The organism is Halomonas sp. 707B3 (genome assembly GCF_024158645.1).
GTDB classification, from domain to species: domain Bacteria; phylum Pseudomonadota; class Gammaproteobacteria; order Pseudomonadales; family Halomonadaceae; genus Vreelandella; species Vreelandella lionensis.
Map to the genome: position 1 here is coordinate 1 of NZ_JAMZBE010000033.1, position 22075 is coordinate 22075.

A 22075-nucleotide genomic window follows, 5' to 3' on the forward strand; every position below is an offset into this window, starting at 1 on the left:
GAAGGCAAGTCGTTTTTTTAGAGACGCTGCCCGCTACCTTGGCCCCCAGCGCCTGAAGCCGCGCCTTGCCTTCGTCACGGGTCATGCTCTCCATGGCACCGGTCAGCACCCAGGTTTGGCCCTCTAGCGGCGTGGGGCCTTGGGTGACTTCTGACTCTTGCCAAGTAATGCCCGCCTCAATCAGCGCTTGGAGTGTTTCCAGGTTATGGGGCTGGCGAAAAAACGTGTGGATATGCTTGGCGACAATGGGGCCTACGTCATTCACCGCTTCCAGCGCCGCTTGATCGGCGTCTTGCAGCGCTTGCAGCGTGCCGAAATGGTTGGCGACGTTAGCGGCCGTGGCTTCGCCCACCTCACGAATGCCCAGCGCGTAGATAAACCGCGCCAGCGTGGTCTGTTTGGCTTTTTCCAGGGCGTTAACCAAATTCGTCGCTGACTTTTCACCCATACGCGGCAGGCTCTTTAGCTGCTCTACGCTGAGATGGAAGAGATCGGCAGGCGTTTTCACCCACTCCTGATCCACCAACTGTTCAATCAGCTTCTCGCCCAGGCCGTCGATATCCAGCGCTTTACGGCTGGCAAAGTGTTTCAGCGCCTCTTTACGCTGGGCAGCGCAGTAAAGCCCACCAGAGCAGCGTGCCACCGCCTCGCCTTCCAGGCGCTCGATATCCGAGCCGCACACGGGGCAGTGGTCGGGGAAGGTAATCACACGGGCATCCGCCGGGCGCTTCTCTTCATCCACTCGCACCACTTGTGGAATCACATCCCCTGCGCGGCGAATGGCTACCGTATCGCCAATCATCACGCCCAAGCGAGTAATTTCATCGGCGTTATGCAGCGTGGCGTTAGAGACGGTCACTCCTGCGACGGTGACCGGCGCAAGGCGCGCCACCGGCGTAATCGCTCCAGTACGGCCTACCTGAAACTCCACATCGTTGAGGGTCGTGACTTCTTCTTGAGCGGGGAATTTAAACGCCACCGCCCAGCGGGGTGCACGGGCCACAAATCCCAGCTCCCGCTGGTGGCGCAGGTCGTTGACCTTAATCACCACGCCATCAATGTCATAGCCAAGCTGGTCGCGTTTAGCGCCTAGCTGCTCGCAGTAGTCGGCTACCGCGTCGGGGCCGTACATCGTGGTTAACTCTGCACTAGTGCGAAAGCCCAGGGTGGACAGCCGTGCCATCAGCGCACTGTGGGTGGCATCGCCCAAGTCTGGCTCCAAGCGTGCTGCTTGGTAGGCGTGGAACTCCAACGGGCGGGTCGCCGTAATGCGCGGGTCGAGCTGGCGCAGGCTACCAGCCGCAGCGTTGCGCGGGTTGGCAAATACTTTGCTGCCCTCTTCTCTGGCGCGCTCGTTGAGCGCTTCAAAGCCGGAGTGGCGCATAATAACTTCGCCGCGCACTTCGACCAACTCAGGCACGCTTTTGCCCATGAGCTTAAGCGGCACCGAGCGCAAGGTACGCAGGTTAGAGGTAATGCCTTCCCCCGTGCGGCCATCCCCACGGGTCGCACCGCTGACCAACACGCCCTGCTCATACACCAGCGATACCGCCGCGCCATCCAGCTTCGGCTCGCAGCTAAACTCAATCTCTTCTGCCTGACACTCCAAGCGTTCCGCCACGCGTTCGGCAAAGGCCACAATATCGTCACGACTAAAGGCATTATCCAGCGAGAGCATCGGAATGGCATGGGCAACCTCGGGAAAGCCCTCTGCCGGAGCGGCGCCGACTCGCTGAGTGGGCGAGTCGGGGGAAATCAACTCGGGGTGCTCGCCCTCTAACTGCTTTAAGCGCTGCAACTTACGGTCGTAGTCAGCGTCGGTTAACGTTGGCTCGTCTAGCACGTAGTAGCGGTAGTTGGCGTCATCCAGATCAGCACGCAGTTGGCTGATCTCTTCCAGCAGGGTGGGGTCAGGCTGACTCATTCAGAGGTTCCGAAGACAAATAAAACAGGTAATTAGTAACAAAAACACCCGCCTTCTTGGGGAAGGCGGGTGTTCGCGCAACGCGGCGTTTAGCGAGCCTGCATATGGCGGTGCAGGCGGTGGCGACGCTCAAATTCATGAACACGCTGCCGCGCAAACTCGATGGTTTGCGCCGTCATCACGCTGCGGTTTTCATCTTTAAGCTCGCCGCCCATGTGGCGTACCACCACCATGGCCGTTTCGACCATTGCTTCAAAAGCAGCCGAGCTATCTACTGCACCGGGCAGCGGCATTAAGAAAGTGATCCCAGGTGTTACAAACTCATCCATCTCTTCAATGGGGAAAGTGCCGGGTTTGAGCACGTTCACCATCGAGAACTGCAGCTCGCTATTGGGGCTTTCCGTTTCAAAGCGATTGAAGACGCCCATCGTGCGGCAATAGCGCAACCCACAGGCCATCATTAATTCAAGCAACTTGTCGCCATCAAAACCTTCGGGATCACGCGACAGCACGCTAATGACTACCAACTCGTCAGCATTGGCAAGCGTCTCTTTAGCGTGCTCGCCGTTCACGTCATGACGCAGAGCTTTTTCCAACGTAGGGTGCGCGCGCACAACATTGTCTTGGGCTGCATAAGCGTCATCGTACTCGTCATCAACGCTCTGGTAATGATCTTCATAGCGGCTAGCGCTGTTTGCGTAGCGCTCTAATTCAGGCTCGGCATGCGCCTGCTGCACGGCGTCGCGTTGGGCGGCAGCTTCATTAGCTGCAGCGGCTTCGCGAGCTTGAGCTTTTTCTTGAGCAATACGCGCTTTTTCCGCTTCAGCGGCCTGCTTCGCTTCACGGCGCTGCTCGGCTTCCAGCGCTTTACGTTCGGCTTTCTGTTTGGCTAAAGCTTCAGCACGCTTGGCTTTTTCAGCTTTTTTAATGGCCTTCTCTTTACGGCGCTCAATAATACGCCGCTTGAAGGAACGGCCAATGCCTTCAAAGTCGACCAGTCGGTACTCGTCAATTTCGTCGTCATCTAATTCGTGATCGCCCGCCGTGTCGGCGCGCAACTGGCGGCGCTTGGGTGCGTCGGAAGCGTGCTTGGCAAATACCGCATCTTCAGGCTCGGCGCGAAGCACCGGCTCGGGCTCAGGAGTAATATCTGGCTCAGCGGCCGCTGGCTCTTCAGGAGCTCGGTTGCTTTCCAGCTCAGAATGGGGCTCTGGTGTATGAGAGGCGTTTAGCTCAGCGGTGTTCGGCTGTTCGCTAGGTGCTTCATCAGTGGCGGAGAACGACGCAGGTGCTGTACCTGTTTGCTGAGACTGGGGTGCTTCGTCTTCCATGGCACTCATGGACGGCTCCGGGGTCGCTGGCTGGGGGGCCTCTGCTTTCGGGGCCTCTTCACGAGCTGTAAAGACACTTGGCTCACGACGTGGCGGTTCTCGCCTTTCGTTTTTGGTTTCAGCAGACGCATCAGCTGTTGCTGACACATTAACAGTAGCTGCCTGGACAGCCGGCTCCGCCTTGTTAGGTTTCACTGCTGCAGGTTTTGGCTTTCCTGAGGATTTGGTAAACGAGCGACGGAAATCAGACAGCACCCTAGAAGGCCCTGGATGCTCTTGGCGCTCTAGCTTGGGTTTTTGACCCAGCCCGCTGTAGTCAGCAGCCTTAACGACCCGGGCACCGCCGTTAGGCAGTTCCCAATTGATCTCGGCCTCTTTCGCCTCGTCGTCGAACTCTTCTAGCTTGGCGGTGGGTAAATCCTTTACCGCTTGATCTAGCCGGGGTACACGACGCTGACGCTGGAGCCTTCGCACACCGTCAACAACGATAAGCGACACCAACGCCAATCCTAGAATGATTAACCACTCTCTTAATTCCATGTCGAGCATTCCATGGGTCATCTAACCGGTTACTTAGGCGCAGTACTAATGGCTACACCCCAATATGGGAACCTTCTGATAAAACGGTATTTACCACTAAGCATAGCGCGGTTGATACGAATGGGACCACTTTCTACTAATTTTCACACGTTTCAACTGCTATATGCGATTTTTAGGCAGTTTTTCCGACCTTAACATCCAACAAAAGTGCTATTTCTGTTTTGCATTATCTCATGCGTGCGTACTCTCGTGACCGCACCACCACACAGCTACCTGCTTAAATCACTCTATTTAAACGTTATGCTAGTGAAAGTTTTACACTCCCGCTAGTTTCTTCTACCGCTTGTTGGCATGAGGGCTACTCATCCGTGGCAGATGTACCTGCACTAGCTGTGTCACGAGACTCTGTTCGAACAATCTCCTACACAACCAGCCCGACCTTTCAACCCGCTGTTATACAAGCTATTGCGGCTACCCACTGTCATGGCTATGCATCATGGTAGTACCAAGGGGGCAAGCTGGATATACCGCTTGTCCGCCAAATAAGGAAATACCTTGAAAGCCGTTTCGCTTTGCCTTTTGTTATCCATAAGCCGAGCGCATCGCACGACGATGAGACGGTTAGTCCACCAGTTCAGCGGCCTCATCAATACCCACGGAAACCAAACGCGAAACGCCGGGCTCCTGCATGGTGACCCCCATCAGGCGCTCGGCGGCTTCCATGGCAATCTTGTTGTGGGTGATATAGATGAACTGCACGCTTTCGGACATCTCTTTCACCAGCTTGGCGTAGCGGCCAACGTTGGCGTCATCCAGCGGAGCGTCGACCTCATCCAGCATACAGAACGGGGCCGGGTTGAGCTGGAAAATGGCAAAGACCAGCGACAGCGCAGTCAGCGCTTTTTCCCCACCGGACAGCAGGTGAATCGTGCTGTTCTTCTTACCCGGCGGTCGGGCCATGATGGCCACGCCGGTTTCCAACAGGTCATCACCGGTCAGCGTCAGCCACGCCGCCCCACCGCCAAACACACGGGGAAAGAGCGTTTGCAGGCCATTATTGACCTGATCGAACGTCTCTCGGAAACGGACGCGGGTTTCTTGGTCAATCCGCTTAATGGCACGCTCCAGCGTTTCGAGGGCTTCGGTAAGCTCGGCGTGCTGGGCTTCGAGGTAGTTACGCCGCTCGGCCTGCTGATCATACTCCTCAATGGCCGCAAGGTTGATCGCCCCCAGGCGGCGGATTTTTTCCGAGGTACTTTCCAAGCGCTCTTGCCAAGCAGGTTCGCTGGCATCGCTGGCGAGCGTACTGGCGAGCGCATCGGCATCGTGGCCTAGTTCTGCTAACTGCTCATCCTGGGTCGCCGCTTTGAGCGCCAGCGCCTGCACGTCCATGCGGCGCTGCTGGAGCTGTTCGCGGCTCTGTTCCAGATTACGCTCATGCTGCTGGCGGGCTAACTCATCGTTGCGCAGCTGCTCGGCCAGCGCTTGGGCCTGCTGGCGCGTTTCGTTGAGCCGCCGTTCCTGCTGTTCGCGCTGGTGGAGCAGCTCTTCAAGCTCCTCTGCGGCCAGCTCGTCGGGCTCGACCAGCATTTCACGGGACTCTTCCAGCTCGGCAATACGCAGTGAGAGGCGCTCTTCGGTATCGCTTGAGCGGGACTGCTGCGCACGCAGGCTGTCGCGTTCGGCTTTTAAGCGCTCACGTTCCAAGGCCAGCGCCTGCTGCCGCGCTTTGAGCGGGGCATGCTGTTGGTTGAGCTGCTCGCGCTGCTCACGCTGGCGGTGGCGCTGTTCGGCGCTGGTTTCGCGGGCTTCTGCGGCGGGTTCCAGTTGCTCCATGGCCGTGTGCCAACGAGCGCGCTGCTCTTCTAAAGTAAGCGTTAACTCCGCCTCATCTTCTTGCAGTTGCGCCAGTTCGTCGTCCAGCTCCGTGGCGCGGCTGGAGAGATGCTCAAGGCATTGGGCAAGCCGCTGCTCTTGCACCGCTAGCTGTTGGCGGGTGGCCGCGTGGTCGCGCTCCTGGTCCGCCTGCTGCTCACGAGTCAGTTCTAACGTTTCAATCGTCTCGTTGGCGGCTTCGCACTGTTCATCCAAGAGTGCCAGCGCCTCTTCTGCCCGCTCACGCTCTGCGGCCAGCTCCTCAAAGCGGCGACGCGTCACTAATAGCGCATCGACACCCTCGCCGTTCGATTGCTGGTGCAGCCAGCCGCGACCGCGCCATACGCCGTCTTGACTGACCACACTCTCACCGGGAGCTAGCGTAGGCAGCAGCGCTTCGGCCGCCTCGGCGGTATCCACATAGTGAATACTTGCTAACCACTCCGTTAGCGCGCCCGCGCCTTTCACCAAATCGCTGAGGCGATGGCCTGCGCCTGCCGTGGCTGTGGAAGGCGGCGCTTGATCAATCAAGCACCACTCCGTCGCCAGCGCTTCGGGCAGCGCGTTTAGCTGATGGGCGGCTACCAGTCGGGCGTTTAACCAAGGGGCGAGTAGCCAGGAAATAACCCGCTCCCAGCCTTGGCTGACCGAAATGGCTTCACCCAAGCGGGGTGCATCGGCGAGGCCATGAGCGGCCAGCGTTTCGCTTAGCTGAGGGTCGTGGTCGGCCAGAGCGGCATCCATCAGCGCCTGCAGCGAGGCAAGTTCGCCCTGCTGCTGGCTAAGCGCAGCGCGCTGCTCATCACGCCCTGCCACCGCTTGCTGGTAGGCGCTTTTGGCATCGCTGTAGCGCTGCTGCCACTGTTCACGCTCCACTTGGAAGGCATCGGCACGTTGGTCGGCTTCTTCCAGGCGGGCTTGGTAGTCGGCGTGCTCGTTTTGTAGCGCGGTCATGTCGGCCAGCTCGCCGCGCTGCTGGCGGCGGCGCTGCCCTTCTGCCTGCAGGCGGGCAATACGCTGCTCTAAATCACGCAGTTGGTCTTGGCTACGGTCGGCATCGCGGCTGGCCTCGCGCCAGCGGTTTTCGGCGTCGGCCCACTGCTGTTCGGCGGCTTCCAGCGCTGGCGTTGCTTCGGCCAGGGTTTGCTCGAGCATGTCGAGCTGCTCTTCCAGCGCTTCATGCTCGGGCAGCAGCTCCTCAAAGCGCTCGTCGATCACCGCGAGCCGCTCCTGGTCGCCCTCGCTGACCTGGCGCTGCTCGTCGAGATCCCGGCGCGCGGTGGCAATATCGTTGGCCAGTTGCGCTTCGCGGCTGCGGCGGTGGGCCTGGTCTTGCTCTAAGCGGGCAATGCGCGTGGTGGTTTCATAAAACTGCTGCTGGTGGCGGTCCAGCACTTCGGCCAGCTCGTCGTGCTGTTCGCGGGCCTGCTCCAGGCGGGTTTCGCACTGGCGCACGCCAAACACATCTTTCTCGACGGCAATTTCCAGCTCGCGGACGCGGCTCTCTTGGTGAGACTGTTCGGCCCGCAGGGTGCGGCCACGCAGCAGCGCCAGCTCGCCTTTTAAGCGATACTCCTGCTGTTTGAGCTCTTGGTAATGCTTGGCGGCTTCCGCTTGGCGCTTGAGGCGTTCGAGCTGTTTATCCAGCTCTTCGCGAATGTCGTCCAGGCGCTCCAGGTTCTCCTGGGTGCGCCGCATGCGGTTTTCGGTTTCCCGACGGCGCTCTTTGTACTTGGAGATCCCCGCGGCTTCTTCGAGGGTGGCGCGAAGGTCATCCGGGCGCGCTTCGATCAGCCGCGAGATCATGCCCTGGCCGATAATGGCGTAGGAGCGCGGGCCTAGGCCGGTCCCCATGAACAGGTCGGCGATATCCCGGCGGCGGCACTTCTGGCCGTTGAAGAAGTAGTTGGACTGGCCATCCCGGGTCACCAGGCGTTTAACGGCAATTTCTGAGTACTGGGCGTATAAACCGCCCATACCGCCATCGCGGTTATCGAACTTCAGCTCGATAGATGCCTGCCCTACCGGCTTGCGCCCGGTAGAGCCGTTGAAAATAACGTCGGCCATGGATTCGCCGCGCAGGGTTTTGGCGGAGGACTCCCCCATCACCCAGCGCACGGCGTCGATAATATTGGATTTACCGCAGCCGTTCGGCCCGACGATGGCCGTCATATTGCCATCGAAGGGCACGGTGACCGGATCGACAAAGGACTTGAACCCAACGAGACGAATAGAGGTTAAGCGCATTGCGACCCTTGGCAGAAGTTGCTTTCGTGGGTTTTATTCAAAAACACGGTTAATAACGACATTGGCCGCATCGTCTTCGCTGATAGCACCTACGCTAACGCTCTCCAAATCGCCAAACAGATCGCCCGGCTGCGGCGTGGCCTGCCCAGATTCTGAGACACGCACCACCAAGCGTGCTTCGCGCACCTGGGAGATTTGCGCTTGCGGCGACATGGCGGCGGTATCGTCCAGCACGACGGTCATGGGCAGCTCAGAAACCTGCGTACGTATCACCGCCAGCGGCGGCAGCTCGCCCTCGATATCCCGCGCGGAGATGAACACCGTGGCGTCGTCACTGACGTTGTCTACCAGCGCTTCATCCAAGGAAACGTTTACCCTCACCCCTTGGCCCTGCGCCGCTGCAGGCGCCTCAGGCGTTACGCCCATGCGCTCTTGGGCAACGCGAATGCCATCACGCAGCGACTCAGCCGTTTCCGGATCTTCGATGTTAGCAACAGCGCGACGCCAGCGGTCAATGGCCGTTTCATAGTCCCCGTTATCGAAGGCGTAGATGCCCAACAGCCCCAGCACGGTGGGCTGGCGGGGGTCTAACTCTAGCGTTTCATCCACTAACGCTTGAACATCAGGGGTTAGTTCACGCTCAGCCATAAAGAAGCGTAGCTGCGCCAGCTGGGCGAGCAGCGGTGGAATACGCCCTTCAATGGCAATCAAACGCTCCAGGGCATCGGCGGCTTTTTCGGGCTGGCCGGTATCGCGGTAGAGCGGAAACAGTGAACTCCACACGTTGGGGTTGTTGGGCTGACGCTCGGCCTCGGCCTCCATGCGCTCCAGAAACATAGCCATCGAGCCTTCCGGGTCGTTGCGAACTTCCTCTTGGATGGCGTAGAGCGTCAGGTCGCCTTCTGCCCCATTCTGCTGGTACCAGAAGGTGCTGGCTCCCACCACGGCAACCATGACCAGCGGCACCACCAGTCGTCCAGCGGTCACGGTTTTCAGCGGACGCTTAGTTTGGGTGGCCGTGTCTTCCAGCAGGCTGCGCTCTAGCTCTAAACGGTCTTCGTTAAAGCGAGCGTCGTCAATATCGCCACGCTCGCGAGCCGCCTCCAACGAGGCCAAGCGGCGTTGGAAAATCGCCACGTTCTGTTCGGCCGAAGTGTCATTGGCTTCGAAATGGTCAAGCTGGTCACGCAGGGTACTAGCACCGCGCATGGGGGCAATTAATAGCCACAGCGCAGGCAGTAACAGTAAGGCAATCGCTATCCAGAGCGGTGTCATGAAGACCTCTCGCGGTTAATCAGGGCATCTAGGCGGGCGCGCTCTTCGGCGCTCAACGCTTTCGCAGATGCATTGCGGCGGGCGCGTACCATCAGCACGACGACCAGCATGCCTAGCACCACTAACCCGATCGGTAGCCCCCACAGCAGGTAGGTGCGGTTTTCCAGGCGCGGGTTGTAGAGGATGTACTCCCCAAAGCGCTGCACCATGTGGTTGATGATTTCGATATCCGACTGACCGTCTTGAAGCAGCTGATAGACCCGCTCGCGCATATCACCAGAGATCGGCGCGTCCGAGTCATCGATCGCCTGGTTTTCGCATAGCGGGCAGCGCATGGAGGAGGTCAGATCACGGTAGCGCTGCTCCATCACCGGGTCGTCAAACTCGCGGAGTTCAATGCCTGCCGCGACAACGCTGCCCGCCAGCGTTAGCAGGACAGCAGCGAACACCCAACGCATTAACGCCATTTTTCCACCTCCGGCAGGATGCGCTCGCGAACGTCTTCAGGTGATACGTAGCCTTTATGGTGGTAACGAATGACACCGTCGGCATCTACCAAAAACGTTTCCGGCGCGCCGTAAACGCCGAGATCGAAGCCCAGGCTGCCTTCGGGGTCGAAGACGTTCACTTCAAAGGGGTCGCCAAACTCGCTTAAAAACTCCAGGCCTTTCTCGCGGGTATCTCGGTAGTTGATGCCCACCATACGGATGCCGTTATCAGCGAGTTCTAACAGCTGCGGCATTTCCTGCTTGCAGGCGGGGCACCATTCGCCCCATACGTTGACGAGCGTGACCTCACCCGTCAGCAGCGATTGGTCCACCTGACGGTTGGCATCCCGCAACGTGGAGGCTTCGAACGCAGGAAAATCCCGCGCCATCAGCGCTGAGTCTCGCTGTGAAGGGTCACGCCCCAACCCTTGATAGAGAAACAGCGCGATGCCCACAAAACCGATGGGTAAAAGAAGCAGCAGCAGGCGGCGTGTCATACCGTGGCCTCCTGTGACGGAGATTGATCAATACGTGAAGATGCCGGTTGGCGCGCAGCTGCGCGGCGGTAGCGCTTATCCGCTACGGCCAAGATGCCGCCGAAGGCCATGAGCAGGCCGCCTAACCACAGCCAGCGCACAAACGGCTTGTACTGGACGCGCATGGCATAGCTGCCGTCGCCCAGGTCTTCACCCATGGCCACGTAGAGGTCGCGGAACAGGCCGGGGCGCAGCGCCACCTGGGTCATGGGCATGCCGGTGGCGAGATAGAGGCGCTTCTCAGGGCGCATCACAAAGCTGCGCCCTTCTTCCCCGCGCTGTACCTGAATAATCGAGGTATCAGCAAGGAAGTTCGGGCCGCGTCGGTTGGTGAGTTCCGTCATAGTGAACTGGTAGCCCGCCACTTCCACGGTGGAGCCGGGCGACATGCGTACGTTACGTTCGATGTTGTAGTTCGAAACGACGGCAACGCCCACGATGGTCACCGCAATGCCCACGTGGCCCAGCACCATTCCCCAGTAAGAGAGCGAGAGCTTGCGCAGCCCGGCGACAAACGAGCTGGCATGGCGGGTCTTATCAAACAGGTCGCGCGCCATCGGCAAGACGATCCACAGCGCAGAAATAATGCCCAGCGACACCCACAGGTTCCACTCGCCGCCGTAGATCAACGGCATGGCCACACCCAGCACGATGGCAGCTGCCGCCGCGAGACCTAGCTTCCGCCACAGCTCACGACCACTCATGCTTTTCCAACGCGCCACCGGCCCCAAGCCCATGAAGACACACATCACCACGGTGAGCGGCACAAAGAGCGCATTGAAGTAAGGCGGGCCTACGCTGATTTTACCCAACCCCAAAGAGTCCAGAATCAGCGGGTACACCGTGCCCAAGAGCACCGTGACGGTCATAATGACCAAAATGATGTTGTTGATCAGCAGCAGCGAATCCCGCGAGAGCCAGTTAAAACCGACCTTATGGCTCACCCGCGGCGCGCGCAGGGCAAACACCAGCAGTGATAGCGTGACGGTAATCGCCAGCAGCATCAAAATGAAGAAGCCACGGGAGGGGTCGTTGGCAAAGGCATGGACCGAGGTCAGTACGCCCGAGCGCACCAAGAAGGTGCCCATCAGCGACAGCGAGAACGTCGAGATCGCCAGCAGCACCGTCCAGCTCTTGAACGAGCCACGTTTTTCGGTCACCGCCAGCGAGTGAACAAGCGCCGTGCCCGTTAGCCAGGGCAGCAGCGAGGCGTTCTCTACCGGATCCCAGAACCACCAGCCGCCCCAACCAAGCTCGTAGTAGGCCCACCAGCTGCCGAGTGCGATCCCCACGGTGAGAAACGCCCAGGCCACGTTGGTCCAGGGGCGAGCCCAGCGGGTCCAGGCGGCGTCCAAGCGCCCGCCCAGCAGAGCGGCAATCGCGAAAGCAAACACCACCGAAAAGCCCACATAACCCATGTAGAGCATCGGCGGGTGAACCACCAGGCCAAAATCCTGCAGCAGTGGGTTCAGGTCCGCGCCATCCTGCGGCATGTTGGGTAGCAGGCGTTCAAAGGGGTTGGAGGTCACGAGAATGAAGAGCAGAAAGCCCACACACACCATGCCCATCACGCCCTGCACCCTGGCCACCATGTCGCGGGGCAAGTCGCCCGAGAAGACCGACGCCGCATAACCCCAGCCCGCTAGCATCAGGCTCCACAGCAGCACCGAGCCTTCATGGTTACCCCACACCGCGCTGAACTTGTAGTACCAGGGCAGCAACGAGTTGGAGTTATTAGCCACGTTGGCGACACTGAAATCATCCAGCATATAGCTGGCGGTTAAACAGAGGTAGGCAATGGCGACGAACAGGAATTGACCGGTAGCCATGGGACGGCCATAGGCCATCCATAGCGGGCGACGGGTCGCTGCCCCAGCAAGCGGCATCACTGCCTGCACCACCGCCATTAATAGCGCGATGACCAGTGCAAAGTGGCCAATTTCAGGAATGATCTTAATTAACATGGGCGCTCCGAATTAGCATCAGGCCTTATCGCGTTGCCTGCGTTCAGCCATTAATTGTCGCTTCCTTCTGGGGAGCCTTCCTGCTCTAGGCGCTTGCCCACTTCGGCGGCTTTCGCTTGAAAGTCGGCCGGGGAGTAGCCTGCTTCTTCCAGTGCCTGGGCCACTTCAGGCGGCATGTAGTTTTCATCGTGGCGCGCCAGTACTTTATCGGCGTAGAGGCGGCCATCGGCCTGAAGCTCGCCAACCACCACCACGCCCTGCCCTTCACGGAACAGGTCCGGCAGAATACCGCTGTAGTAGACCTCTAGATCATCCACGTAGTCAGTTACCACGAACTCCACATCCAGGCTTTCCGGGTCGCGGGACACAGAGCCCTCTTTGACCATGCCACCCGCGCGAATTTGGCGCTCCATAGGGGCATCGCCTTGGGCAATTTGTACCGGGCTGAAAAACAGATTGATATTGGCGCGCAGCGCATACAGGGTGAGCCCCACCGCAATGGCGGTGAGCGACAATAGCCCTAAGATAACAAACAGCTTCTGTTTACGTTTAGGCGTCATGGTGAACGTCCTTCTGAGCAGAGTTAACTGGCTCTTGCAGGGGCTGCGCGTGCGATGGCTGAGCGTTGCGCTGGGCATTTTCACGACGCGCCCGGCGCTTTACCACGTTGAGTAGCTGGCGGCGTTCCTGACGTGCGTGCCACACGATCACTAGCATCAACAGCGCAGTGACTCCCCAGGCAGCCCACACGTAAACCGCGTGACCGCCCATGGCAAAAAATTCGTTTAGCGAGGAAAAGGCCATTAGTTCGTCTCCTCGGCAAGCTCACGCACCCAGCGCTTGTTGGCTTCTCGATGGAGAATTTCGCTGCGCGTGCGCATCAGCGTGAGGGCAATAAAAAAACTGTAAAAGCCCAATACCATGATGAGCAGCGGTGCCCACATGTCCATGGTCATGGCAGAGCGCCCTGTAATCGTGAAAGTGGCAGGCTGGTGAAGGGTATACCACCAATCGACAGAGTACTTGATGATGGGAATATTGATGACGCCGACCATGGCCAGCACCGACGCGGCACGGGAGCCGCTATCGCGGCTGCTAAACGCACCGCGCAAGGCAATCACACCCAGATAGAGAAACAGCAGAATCAGCATGGAGGTAAGCCGTGCATCCCACATCCACCAGGTTCCCCAGGTGGGCACGCCCCATACTGCGCCCGAAAAAAGCGCCACGAAGGTCATCGCGGCACCCAGCGGGGCCATCACGGTGGCGGCCATATCCGCCACTTTGATCTTCCAGACCATGAATACCAGCCCGGAGACCGCCATGGAGACAAAGATGGATTGGGCTAGGAATGCGGCGGGTACGTGGACATAAATGATGCGAAAACTATTGCCCTGTTGATAGTCCGCAGGCGCAAAGGCCAACCCCCAGACGGTGCCTACCAGCAGCAGCAGCGTCGCCGCCACCCAAAAAAGTGGCTGCAGCTTGGCGCTAATGGCATAGAACCACTTGGGTGATCTTAGTTTGTTGATAAAGGCCCACATGGTGTTCCCGTCCTCTAACCGTTAATGCTGATGCGCAGCGATGCCGCAATGGCCCAGGGAGCCAGCATCAGCGCCAGCGCTAACAGTGCGCCTAAAATCGCCAGATGCGCGGCAATGCCCTCGCCGAAAATAGCGGCTTGTACGGCACCTGCGCCGAAAATTAGTACTGGTATATAGAGCGGCAGCACCAGCAGCGAGAGCAGCACACCGCCACGGGCCAGCCCTACTGTTAGCGCCGCTCCGATCGCCCCAATTAAGCTCAAGCTGGCCGTACCGAGTGCCAACGACAGCGCTAGCACGGCGTAGCTTCCCGCTGGAAGCGACAGCATGATGCCCAGCAGCGGTGCCATCAGTGCCAGCGGCAGCCCCGTCAGCAACCAATGTACCGCCACTTTTGCCAACCCCAGCGCCGCCAGCGGCTGGGGTGCCAGTAATAGTTGCTCCAGGCTGCCATCGTCGTAGTCGCTGCGAAACAGGCTATCCAGCGAAAGCAGTGCCGCGAGCAGTGCGGCCACCCATAAAAGCCCTGGCGCAATGCTTGCCAACAGCTCTGGATCCGGTGAAATACCGATGGGAAACAGGGTAATCACCAGCGCAAAGAACACCAGCGGATTGAGCACTTCGCCACGACGGCGCAGCATCAGGGTGAGGTCGCGTTTGAGGGTTGCCTTTATGGCCACCAGCAGACCGCCCTGGGGAGCATGCATAGCCATCTCTGGGGTGCTCAGTTGAGCGTGTGAACGTTGCAACGCTGTCTCCTTCTTACCCCAGCTGAATGCGCCTAAGCACAGGTGACTCGGTCAACGCGTGGTGGGTGGTGACCAGAACGCAGCCGCCAGACTGTGCATGCGCCACCAACTGTGCCTCTAGCGCCGCCACCCCTTGGCGATCGATTGCGGTGAAAGGCTCGTCGAGCACCCACAGCGCCCGCGGGGTCAGGGTCAGGCGTGCCAGCGCCACGCGCCGCTGCTGCCCGGCTGAAAGCTGGCCGGCAGGCACGTCTTCGAAGCCGGCGAGCCCAACGGCAGCCAACGCTGCCTCACGTGCAGGTTCGCTGCCCTTTTCCCCGCTAAGCGCCTGATACCAAGCTAGATTCTCCAGCGGTGACAGGCCTGCTTTCACGCCTGGGGCATGACCTAAATAGAGTAAATTTGCGAGAAAATGTTCACGGGCTTGGCGCATGGGTTCGCCATTCCAGTAAAGCTCGCCACGGTAATCGGTTAATTGCCCGGAGAGTATTTTCAGCAGCGTTGTCTTGCCGCTGCCGTTGGGGCCTTCAATGCGCACGATCTCACCGCTTTGGATATCGAGATCGAGCCCTTCAAACAGCCAACGGTCGTCACGTTCACAGGCCAATTGTCGGGCTTGCAGGCACAGGCTCAAAAGACACTCCAGGCACGTTGATTTTGGGTCGAACTCTACACGGAAAGGCCCTTTCTCGCCAGTCACGCTCTGCGGTCTTGGGTCGCAGCGTGATCCAGCTCAATGCTTGCTTAAGAAACACGCTGCAAAGACAAGCGAAAGACAGCACTAGCACTGTATGCAAAAACAGGTTTATACTGTAACCACTGTATGAATAGACACCATAGAATAAAACTACAGCTATCGACTCAATCAAACGCCTTGGCAACGGGCGCTGCATGGGAGAACACACTATGACGATTTGCCTATCCCCTCAGGTAACGTCTCACGTACCTTCTTACGTACCCTCTCAGACGCTGTCTCAACCGATAACGCAACCTCCATCACGGCAACGCTCAGCTTCCCAGCATACCCGCCAGGCATGCATGTCTCACACTATTACCCGACGCAACACCTATGCACTGCGCATACGCGGCGACCGCATGCGTGACTGCAATCTTTTCGATGGTGACGTTATTATCATTCATCGCCACCAGCACGACGCTCATCAAGAAACTGCCGTAGCAACGATTAACCAGCGGGAAGTGGCGCTGAAGCAGCTCTCTATCAGCCGTTTAGGCATTCATTTATGGCCCGAAGATGCAGCGATGCCCGAAGTCTTCCTGCATAATTGTGATATCCAGGTGCTGGGCATGGTGATGGGTGTGGCCCACCACGCAACGGAAACCCGGCACCATTAACGTTATCCACCCTGCCGGGAGTACTATTTGCGCTATCGAGTCCCTGATTTAGCCCCTGAGACATGGCACACCGCCGAGATTGACGTTGAAAAGAGTCAGTTCTTGGCCTGGGTGTGCCACGCTCCTACCACCGACGCCTTCGACGCGCTGCTTCAAGCGGCCAAAGCTGCTCACCCGAATGCCAGCCATCACTGCACTGCGTTTATCGCCGGACCTCCTGGAGAGCAAACGCATATTGGCTTTTCCGACGACGGCGAGCCCGGCGGAACCGCAGGCCGTCCGATGTTCCAGGCGTTGCAGGGCAGCCAGATTGGCGAAATTGGTTGCGTGGTGATTCGCTACTTTGGCGGCACCAAGTTAGGTACCGGAGGTTTGGCACGCGCTTATGCGCAGGCGGTCAATGCCGGGCTGGAAACGCTGCCCACCCAGGAAGTCGTCGAGCGGGATAGCTATTTATTAAAGGTCAGCTTCGCCCACGAAGCGCAAGCCCGCGCTTGGTGCGACGAGCAGGCACTGCCCGTGCAACAGGCGGCTTACGATGGCGATGGCGTGAGCTTAACCATTGGCTGGCCACGCGATGTCGAGCTGGATATCCGCGGTCTGGAAAACCGCCTTAAAACAGCCATTGAGCTACAGCGAACATAAAAAAACGCGGCTTACACGAGCGCTTGCTCGGTAAGCCGCGTTCTATAACGGCAGACGTGCTGTCTAACTAGCCGCTTAGCCCAGGTACTTGATCATTACCCCGGCAGCCACCGCCGAACCAATGACCCCAGCAACGTTCGGCCCCATGGCGTGCATCAGCAGGAAGTTATGCGGGTTCGCTTCCAGACCTACCTTATTCGCCACACGCGCCGCCATCGGCACGGCAGACACACCCGCCGCGCCAATCAGCGGGTTGATGGGCATTTTGCTGACTAGGTTCATCAGCTTGGCCATCAATACGCCAGCGGCGGTGCCGATGCCGAAGGCTACGATCCCCAGTCCCAGAATACCCAGGGTTTCAAACGCCAGGAAGCTATCGGCCATCAGTTTCGAGCCCACAGAGAGCCCGAGGATGATCGTCACGATATTGATCAGCGCGTTTTGCGCGGTATCGGAAAGGCGCTCGACCACACCGCACTCGCGCATCAGGTTACCAAAGCAGAACATGCCTAGCAGAGGTGCCGCGTCCGGTAGAAACAGCGCCACGGCGATCAATAGCATCAGCGGGAAAACCACTTTTTCGAGCTTGGAGACCGGACGCAGCTGCGTCATGGTGATCTTGCGCTCTTTTTCGGTGGTCAGCAGACGCATAATTGGCGGCTGGATCAGCGGCACCAGCGCCATATAGGCATAGGCGGCCACGGCAATCGCCCCCAGCAGTTCCGGCGCGAGTACGCTGGACACATAGATAGAGGTCGGGCCATCCGCCCCGCCGATAATACCAATCGCCGCGGACTGGTTGAGCGAGAAGTCCATAATGCCCATGGACGTGAGCAGCACGGCGCCGAACAGCGTAGCGAAAATGCCGAACTGTGCCGCCGCGCCCAGGAACAGCGTGCGCGGGTTGGCCAGCAGCGGGCCGAAATCGGTCATTGCCCCAACGCCCATAAAGATCAGCAACGGTGCAATGCCTGAGCCAATGGCGACTTTATAGAAGTTGTAGAGCATGCCATCGCTGTAGCCGACACTCACCGCGATATCTTTCGCGGCTCGCAGTTGGTCCGGCGCAGCCGAATCATGGGCAATCGCTTTCAGCGTCTCGCGCCAACCCTCTACCCCAGTCAGCGGGTCAAGGGTAGCGCCCAACGCTGCAGCCATTTGCTGCAGCACGGCGGGCTTGGCGACTTCAATCGCTTGATCCAGCGCTGAAATCGCCAAGCCTGCCTCAGGAATATTGGCAAGAATACCGCCAAACCCGATTGGCACCAGCAGCAGGGGCTCAAACTTCTTGTAGATCGCCAGGTAGAGCAACCCAAGCCCTACCAGGATCATAACCGCTTGGCCCAGCTCCAGGTTATAGAGCCCGGAGCCTTCCCATAAGGTGATTAATTTATCCATTCCCGAGTTGCCCTTAAAGCTCAATCAGTGCATCGCCAACGGCGACGCTATCGCCTTCGCTGACATTGACTTTCGATACCGTACCGGCACTGCTGGCACGCACTTCGGTTTCCATCTTCATGGCTTCCAGAATGATGACGACATCGCCTTCGGCCACTTGGTCGCCTGGGCGTACATTCACCTTGAAGATGTTACCGGCCAGCGGCGCATCGATGCTTTCACCGCTGGGCGCTGGGGCGGCGGCCTCAGGCTGTGCGGCGGGCTGCTCCTGAATATCGCCAATCTCGCCACCTTCCGACACCTCGACCACGTAAGCCTTGCCGTTGAGCTTCACGGTGTAGGTTTCCGGACCACCGGCAGGCGCAGGTGCTGCTGCGGGAGCCTCTGCCTTAGCTGGGGCGGCTGCCTGAGGCGCTTCGGGCGCAGGCTCAAAGGCGTCTTTATTGTCGCGGTTTTTGAGGAATTTCAGGCCAATCTGCGGGAACAGCGCATAGGTCAGCACGTCATCCACTTCCCGCTCGCCCTCGGCAAGGCGAATGCTATCGGCGCTGGCTTTCTCTTTCAGCTCGGCCGCGAGCTTGTCCATTTCTGGAGAGAGGTTATCTGCCGGGCGGCAAGTAATCGGCTCGCCGCCTTCCAGTACACGCTTTTGCAATTCGGCATTGAAGGGTGCCGGGGCAGAGCCGTATTCGCCCTTCAGCAGCGCCTGCACTTCTTTAGAGATCGACTTGTAGCGCTCGCCCATCATGACGTTCATGACCGCCTGAGTGCCCACAATCTGTGAGGTGGGCGTCACCAACGGAATAAAGCCGAGGTCTTCGCGTACGCGGGGGATTTCGCTCAGCACGTCATCCAGCTTGTCGCCAGCGCCCTGCTCTTTTAGCTGGCTCTCCATATTGGTGAGCATACCGCCTGGCACCTGAGCCACCAGAATGCGCGAATCAATGCCCCGCAGCGAGCCTTCAAAGGCGGCGTACTTTTTGCGCACTTCGCGGAAGTAGCCGGCGATATCTTCCAGCAACTCCAGGTCTAGCCCAGTGTCGCGGTCAGTGTCCTTGAGCATGGCAACCACGGATTCAGTCGGGCTATGGCCATAGGTCATCGACATGGAGGAGATCGCCGTATCGACGTTATCAATCCCGGCTTCGACCGCTTTCAGGATGGTCGACGTGGATAAGCCGGTCGTCGCATGGCAGTGCAAATGCACTGGAATGGAGAGCTCTTTTTTCAGCCGTGAGACCAAATCGTAAGCGGTATACGGCGTGAGTAGCCCCGCCATATCCTTGATAGCCAGAGAATCTGCGCCCATTGCAGCAATGGTTTTGGCAAGATCTACCCAGCTATCCAGGGTATGTACCGGGCTCACCGTGTAGGAAATGGTGCCCTGCGCATGGCCGCCGACTTGGCGAACCGCTTTGATGGCGCGTTCCAGGTTGCGCGGGTCGTTCATGGCATCAAACACGCGGAACACGTCAACGCCGTTGGTTTTAGCGCGCTCGACGAATTTATCAACTACGTCATCGGCGTAGTGGCGGTAACCCAGCAGGTTTTGGCCGCGCAGCAGCATTGCCTGAGGTGTGTTCGGCATCGCCTCTTTAAGGGCACGAATACGCTCCCACGGGTCCTCTCCTAAATAACGGATACACGCATCGAAAGTGGCACCGCCCCAGGTTTCCAGAGACCAGTAGCCGACTTTATCCAGCTTTTCGGCGATGGGCAGCATGTCATCCAAGCGCAGGCGCGTAGCAAACAGCGATTGGTGCGCATCGCGCAGGACAACATCAGTGATTCCCAGAGGACGTTTTGTTTCATTCATGGTCGTGGCTCACAGTTTAGCGTTATGGATTTGTAGTAAATTTAACAAAAAAATAGCCATCAGGGCGAAATAGACACACAAAAGCGTGCGTCTTACGGACGGCGGGACGAGCGGTAACGATGCACTGCAGCACTGATCACCGCGGCAACTTCGTCATTTTGGCCGTTACTGGCGGGTGTTTTTGCACTATTTCGACCCGCTGGCGCTGCCACTGGAGCAGGCTGAAAGCGGTCAATCAACTTCGACATCAGCGTAACGCTAATGACCAAAATAGTAAGAAAAACAAAAACAAAGCCCATACCAAGGCCCATTAGAGCGAGCCCCTCTTGGAGTAACTCCGACCCCTGCATAGCGTGCTCTCCTTGTTTTATAGGGTTATTGGCACGCCAAACGCCTCTAACGGCGCTTGGCGCAATAAGGGTAATACACTAACCTGCCACATTCAGGATAGAATGCAATCGCGCCATAGTGGAAGTCATGGTTGTTAATTTACTACATAAAGGCAAGATCGGTCTTGCACCGATGGAAGGCGTTATCGATGCGCTCACCCGCGATCTACTGACTCGTCAGGCCGGTTTCGACTGGACGGTGACGGAGTTTGTCAGGGTAGTGGATACCCGCCTTCCCCCACGGGTGTTTTACAAACACTGCCCCGAACTCACCGAGCGCCCGGTAGCGACGCCTAGCGGCGTACCCGTCCATCTGCAGCTACTCGGCTCCGACCCTAGGGCACTAGCCGAAAATGCCCGCCAGGCGCTAGCCCTTGGGGCCATTAGCGTGGATCTCAACTTTGGCTGCCCAGCCAAGCTGGTGAACCGCCACGACGGCGGCGCATCGCTACTGCGCCAGCCAGACCGCGTCTACCAGGCCGTCAAAGCGGTCGCAGAGGCGCTAGACGGCGAAATTCCGGTGACCGCGAAGATTCGCCTGGGATTTGCCAATCGCCGCTTGGCGGTGGCCTGTGCGCAGGCGACGGAAGCAGGCGGCGCAGCGCGCTTGGTCGTACATGGCCGGACACGGGACGAAGGGTATCGCCCACCCGCTCACTGGGAGTGGATTGGCAAAGTGCGCCACCACGTCTCGATCCCCGTGGTGGCCAATGGCGATATCTGGACGCTTGAGGACTACTGGAAGGCACGCACGCTCTCCGGCTGCTGCGATGTAATGCTCGGGCGCAGCGCGCTGGCTGACCCCTGGCTGGCACCTCGGATTCGCCACTGGCAACAAACCGGCGAACGTTTGGCGGAAACCACTTGGGAAATGCGCGCCAGCGTACTGCAAGAGTACGCCGCGCTCCAGCGTCAACACCTTCCTGACCGCGTGGTCGTGTCGCTGGTGAAGCAGTGGCTTGCCCAGATGCGTCAAGGCAACGCTGAAGCCGACCAGCACTTTCAGCGCCTGAAGCGCCTGACCGACTTGGACGCACTTCTCGGCAGCCTTACCCCTAGCGCAAGCGCCCTCGCTGCCTGCGAACCCGCCTAAGCCGGGCGAAGCGCCTGAACCAACCGCCGTTGAACCTGCTGAGTCAAAGCGCCTATCGAGGCGCTTTTTTTCGACCCATACGCGGGTTCGACCCACCTCATTTCCTACGAGCCAAAAAAAAAGCGCCCTTCCGCAAAGTTGCGGGGGCGCTTTACACGATCGCAAGACTAACGCGCGAGCCACGTTAGTCAGGCTAGAAAACAGAAAACCCGCTCTTTAATGAGAGCGGGTTTTGGAATCTGGCGCGCCCGGGAGGATTCGAACCTCCGACCACCTGATTCGTAGTCAGGTACTCTATCCAGCTGAGCTACGGGCGCTTTTCAGTCATTGCCTAATTCGTCAAGCAATGAAATCAGTGTAACATCAAGCACTTAGCTTTGCAAGTTGGCGCGCCCGGGAGGATTCGAACCTCCGACCACCTGATTCGTAGTCAGGTACTCTATCCAGCTGAGCTACGGGCGCGTATCAAATTACGATGTTACATCATGCAGTTGGCGGAGAGAGAGGGATTCGAACCCTCGATAGGGCTATAAACCCTATACTCCCTTAGCAGGGGAGCGCCTTCAGCCACTCGGCCACCTCTCCTCAACGGCACGGCGCGAATATTACCGATTTTGATGACTGGTGTCCAGCCTTATTCCGATTTTTTTCGCGCCGGCCTAAAATCACCGCTTAAACGCCCTTTAATGAGCGTAACACGGGCGGCCATTTATTCTGCTTCGCTTTCACTATTACGTTCACGCTGAATGCGCTGATAGATCTCTTCACGGTGAACCGCGACATCTTTTGGTGCGTTCACACCAATGCGCACTTGATTACCTTTCACACCTAATACTGTGACGGTGATTTCATCACCGATCATCAGCGTTTCGCCAACGCGGCGGGTTAGGATGAGCATGGCTGATCTC

The 22075-nt window shown here is 58.6% G+C and carries 19 protein-coding genes and 3 tRNA genes; 3 read left to right on the top strand and 19 right to left on the bottom strand.

Annotation, left to right across the window (positions count from 1 at the left end):
• The 12 genes from ligA to ccmA form a co-directional block, all read right to left on the bottom strand.
• Positions 1 to 1924 (bottom strand): NAD-dependent DNA ligase LigA (gene ligA / locus BIS10_RS06560; protein WP_253503619.1); only part of this gene is annotated, 1924 nt, incomplete at its 3' end.
• Positions 1925 to 2013: 89 nt separating this feature from the next.
• Complete coding sequence (gene zipA / locus BIS10_RS06565) at positions 2014 to 3795, bottom strand: cell division protein ZipA (protein WP_253503622.1); 1782 nt, start codon at positions 3793 to 3795, stop codon at positions 2014 to 2016.
• A 621-nt stretch (positions 3796 to 4416) separates the two neighbouring features.
• On the bottom strand, positions 4417 to 7917 hold the full coding sequence (gene smc / locus BIS10_RS06570) for a chromosome segregation protein SMC (RefSeq protein ID WP_253503625.1): 3501 nt from the start codon (positions 7915 to 7917) through the stop codon (positions 4417 to 4419).
• Between the two features lie 33 nt (positions 7918 to 7950).
• Positions 7951 to 9192 (bottom strand): c-type cytochrome biogenesis protein CcmI, encoded by a 1242-nt coding sequence (gene ccmI / locus BIS10_RS06575; RefSeq protein WP_253503627.1) that lies wholly within the window; start codon positions 9190 to 9192, stop codon positions 7951 to 7953.
• Positions 9189 to 9659 carry a cytochrome c-type biogenesis protein gene (locus BIS10_RS06580; RefSeq protein ID WP_062361584.1) on the bottom strand — a complete coding sequence of 157 codons (471 nt, stop codon included), beginning with the start codon at positions 9657 to 9659 and terminating at the stop codon, positions 9189 to 9191. The genes ccmI and BIS10_RS06580 overlap by 4 nt, the downstream gene beginning before the upstream one ends.
• Positions 9650 to 10177, bottom strand: a complete 528-nt coding sequence (locus tag BIS10_RS06585; protein WP_058579615.1) for a DsbE family thiol:disulfide interchange protein — start codon at positions 10175 to 10177, stop codon at positions 9650 to 9652. The genes BIS10_RS06580 and BIS10_RS06585 overlap by 10 nt, the downstream gene beginning before the upstream one ends.
• On the bottom strand, positions 10174 to 12180 hold the full coding sequence (locus BIS10_RS06590; protein WP_253503630.1) for a heme lyase CcmF/NrfE family subunit: 2007 nt from the start codon (positions 12178 to 12180) through the stop codon (positions 10174 to 10176). The genes BIS10_RS06585 and BIS10_RS06590 overlap by 4 nt, the downstream gene beginning before the upstream one ends.
• Before the next feature lie 50 nt (positions 12181 to 12230).
• The gene (ccmE, locus tag BIS10_RS06595; RefSeq protein ID WP_253503633.1) at positions 12231 to 12740 is read right to left on the bottom strand and encodes a cytochrome c maturation protein CcmE; all 510 of its coding nucleotides are present in this window, start codon (positions 12738 to 12740) and stop codon (positions 12231 to 12233) included.
• Entirely contained in the window at positions 12730 to 12984 is a 255-nt protein-coding gene (gene ccmD / locus BIS10_RS06600; protein ID WP_044629993.1) for a heme exporter protein CcmD, read from the bottom strand. Before ccmD ends, ccmE begins: the two co-directional genes overlap by 11 nt.
• A complete protein-coding gene (locus BIS10_RS06605; RefSeq protein ID WP_253503636.1) occupies positions 12984 to 13724 on the bottom strand; it encodes a heme ABC transporter permease in 741 nt (246 codons plus the stop codon). Before BIS10_RS06605 ends, ccmD begins: the two co-directional genes overlap by 1 nt.
• A gap of 14 nt (positions 13725 to 13738) precedes the next feature.
• A complete protein-coding gene (gene ccmB / locus BIS10_RS06610) occupies positions 13739 to 14437 on the bottom strand; it encodes a heme exporter protein CcmB (protein WP_253503665.1) in 699 nt (232 codons plus the stop codon).
• A 49-nt stretch (positions 14438 to 14486) separates the two neighbouring features.
• Positions 14487 to 15107, bottom strand: coding sequence for a cytochrome c biogenesis heme-transporting ATPase CcmA (gene ccmA / locus BIS10_RS06615; RefSeq protein WP_083023663.1), 621 nt, complete (start codon positions 15105 to 15107; stop codon positions 14487 to 14489).
• 404 nt (positions 15108 to 15511) lie between these two features.
• Between ccmA and BIS10_RS06620 the strand changes: the two genes are divergently transcribed.
• Positions 15512 to 15826 (top strand): LexA family transcriptional regulator, encoded by a 315-nt coding sequence (locus tag BIS10_RS06620; RefSeq protein ID WP_253503638.1) that lies wholly within the window; start codon positions 15512 to 15514, stop codon positions 15824 to 15826.
• Positions 15827 to 15853: 27 nt separating this feature from the next.
• Positions 15854 to 16471, top strand: a complete 618-nt coding sequence (locus BIS10_RS06625) for a YigZ family protein (protein ID WP_253503641.1) — start codon at positions 15854 to 15856, stop codon at positions 16469 to 16471.
• A gap of 75 nt (positions 16472 to 16546) precedes the next feature.
• On the opposite strand, the gene BIS10_RS06630 is transcribed toward BIS10_RS06625, so the two are convergent.
• The 3 genes from BIS10_RS06630 to BIS10_RS06640 all read right to left on the bottom strand — a co-directional run bounded on the left by BIS10_RS06630 (position 16547) and on the right by BIS10_RS06640 (position 20035).
• Positions 16547 to 17869 (bottom strand): sodium ion-translocating decarboxylase subunit beta, encoded by a 1323-nt coding sequence (locus BIS10_RS06630; protein ID WP_253503644.1) that lies wholly within the window; start codon positions 17867 to 17869, stop codon positions 16547 to 16549.
• Positions 17870 to 17882: 13 nt separating this feature from the next.
• Positions 17883 to 19685: a sodium-extruding oxaloacetate decarboxylase subunit alpha gene (oadA, locus tag BIS10_RS06635; protein ID WP_253503647.1), complete on the bottom strand. Its 1803-nt coding sequence runs from the start codon at positions 19683 to 19685 to the stop codon at positions 17883 to 17885.
• A 92-nt stretch (positions 19686 to 19777) separates the two neighbouring features.
• Complete coding sequence (locus tag BIS10_RS06640) at positions 19778 to 20035, bottom strand: OadG family protein (RefSeq protein ID WP_044630001.1); 258 nt, start codon at positions 20033 to 20035, stop codon at positions 19778 to 19780.
• A 127-nt stretch (positions 20036 to 20162) separates the two neighbouring features.
• Between BIS10_RS06640 and BIS10_RS06645 the strand changes: the two genes are divergently transcribed.
• Positions 20163 to 21167: a tRNA-dihydrouridine synthase gene (locus BIS10_RS06645; RefSeq protein WP_253503650.1), complete on the top strand. Its 1005-nt coding sequence runs from the start codon at positions 20163 to 20165 to the stop codon at positions 21165 to 21167.
• A gap of 240 nt (positions 21168 to 21407) precedes the next feature.
• Here BIS10_RS06645 and BIS10_RS06650 read toward each other — a convergent pair.
• The 4 genes from BIS10_RS06650 to csrA form a co-directional block, all read right to left on the bottom strand.
• Positions 21408 to 21484: transfer RNA gene (locus tag BIS10_RS06650), tRNA-Arg, on the bottom strand.
• Between the two features lie 68 nt (positions 21485 to 21552).
• Positions 21553 to 21629, bottom strand: a tRNA-Arg gene (locus BIS10_RS06655).
• Positions 21630 to 21659: 30 nt separating this feature from the next.
• Positions 21660 to 21752, bottom strand: a tRNA-Ser gene (locus tag BIS10_RS06660).
• A gap of 124 nt (positions 21753 to 21876) precedes the next feature.
• Complete coding sequence (gene csrA, locus BIS10_RS06665) at positions 21877 to 22065, bottom strand: carbon storage regulator CsrA (protein ID WP_039180068.1); 189 nt, start codon at positions 22063 to 22065, stop codon at positions 21877 to 21879.
• Positions 22066 to 22075: the final 10 nt, after the last annotated feature.

What these genes read in the sequence shown, in the direction of transcription:
- zipA (WP_253503622.1), bottom strand. Translation starts at nt 3,795, where the DNA reads ATGGAATTAAGAGAGTGGTTAATCATTCTAGGATTGGCGTTGGTGTCG.
- smc (WP_253503625.1), bottom strand. Translation starts at nt 7,917, where the DNA reads ATGCGCTTAACCTCTATTCGTCTCGTTGGGTTCAAGTCCTTTGTCGAT.
- ccmI (WP_253503627.1), bottom strand. Translation starts at nt 9,192, where the DNA reads ATGACACCGCTCTGGATAGCGATTGCCTTACTGTTACTGCCTGCGCTG.
- BIS10_RS06580 (WP_062361584.1), bottom strand. Translation starts at nt 9,659, where the DNA reads ATGGCGTTAATGCGTTGGGTGTTCGCTGCTGTCCTGCTAACGCTGGCG.
- BIS10_RS06585 (WP_058579615.1), bottom strand. Translation starts at nt 10,177, where the DNA reads ATGACACGCCGCCTGCTGCTGCTTCTTTTACCCATCGGTTTTGTGGGC.
- BIS10_RS06590 (WP_253503630.1), bottom strand. Translation starts at nt 12,180, where the DNA reads ATGTTAATTAAGATCATTCCTGAAATTGGCCACTTTGCACTGGTCATC.
- ccmE (WP_253503633.1), bottom strand. Translation starts at nt 12,740, where the DNA reads ATGACGCCTAAACGTAAACAGAAGCTGTTTGTTATCTTAGGGCTATTG.
- ccmD (WP_044629993.1), bottom strand. Translation starts at nt 12,984, where the DNA reads ATGGCCTTTTCCTCGCTAAACGAATTTTTTGCCATGGGCGGTCACGCG.
- BIS10_RS06605 (WP_253503636.1), bottom strand. Translation starts at nt 13,724, where the DNA reads ATGTGGGCCTTTATCAACAAACTAAGATCACCCAAGTGGTTCTATGCC.
- ccmB (WP_253503665.1), bottom strand. Translation starts at nt 14,437, where the DNA reads ATGGCTATGCATGCTCCCCAGGGCGGTCTGCTGGTGGCCATAAAGGCA.
- BIS10_RS06620 (WP_253503638.1), top strand. Translation starts at nt 15,512, where the DNA reads ATGTCTCACACTATTACCCGACGCAACACCTATGCACTGCGCATACGC.
- BIS10_RS06630 (WP_253503644.1), bottom strand. Translation starts at nt 17,869, where the DNA reads ATGGATAAATTAATCACCTTATGGGAAGGCTCCGGGCTCTATAACCTG.
- oadA (WP_253503647.1), bottom strand. Translation starts at nt 19,685, where the DNA reads ATGAATGAAACAAAACGTCCTCTGGGAATCACTGATGTTGTCCTGCGC.
- BIS10_RS06640 (WP_044630001.1), bottom strand. Translation starts at nt 20,035, where the DNA reads ATGCAGGGGTCGGAGTTACTCCAAGAGGGGCTCGCTCTAATGGGCCTT.
- BIS10_RS06645 (WP_253503650.1), top strand. Translation starts at nt 20,163, where the DNA reads ATGGTTGTTAATTTACTACATAAAGGCAAGATCGGTCTTGCACCGATG.
- csrA (WP_039180068.1), bottom strand. Translation starts at nt 22,065, where the DNA reads ATGCTCATCCTAACCCGCCGCGTTGGCGAAACGCTGATGATCGGTGAT.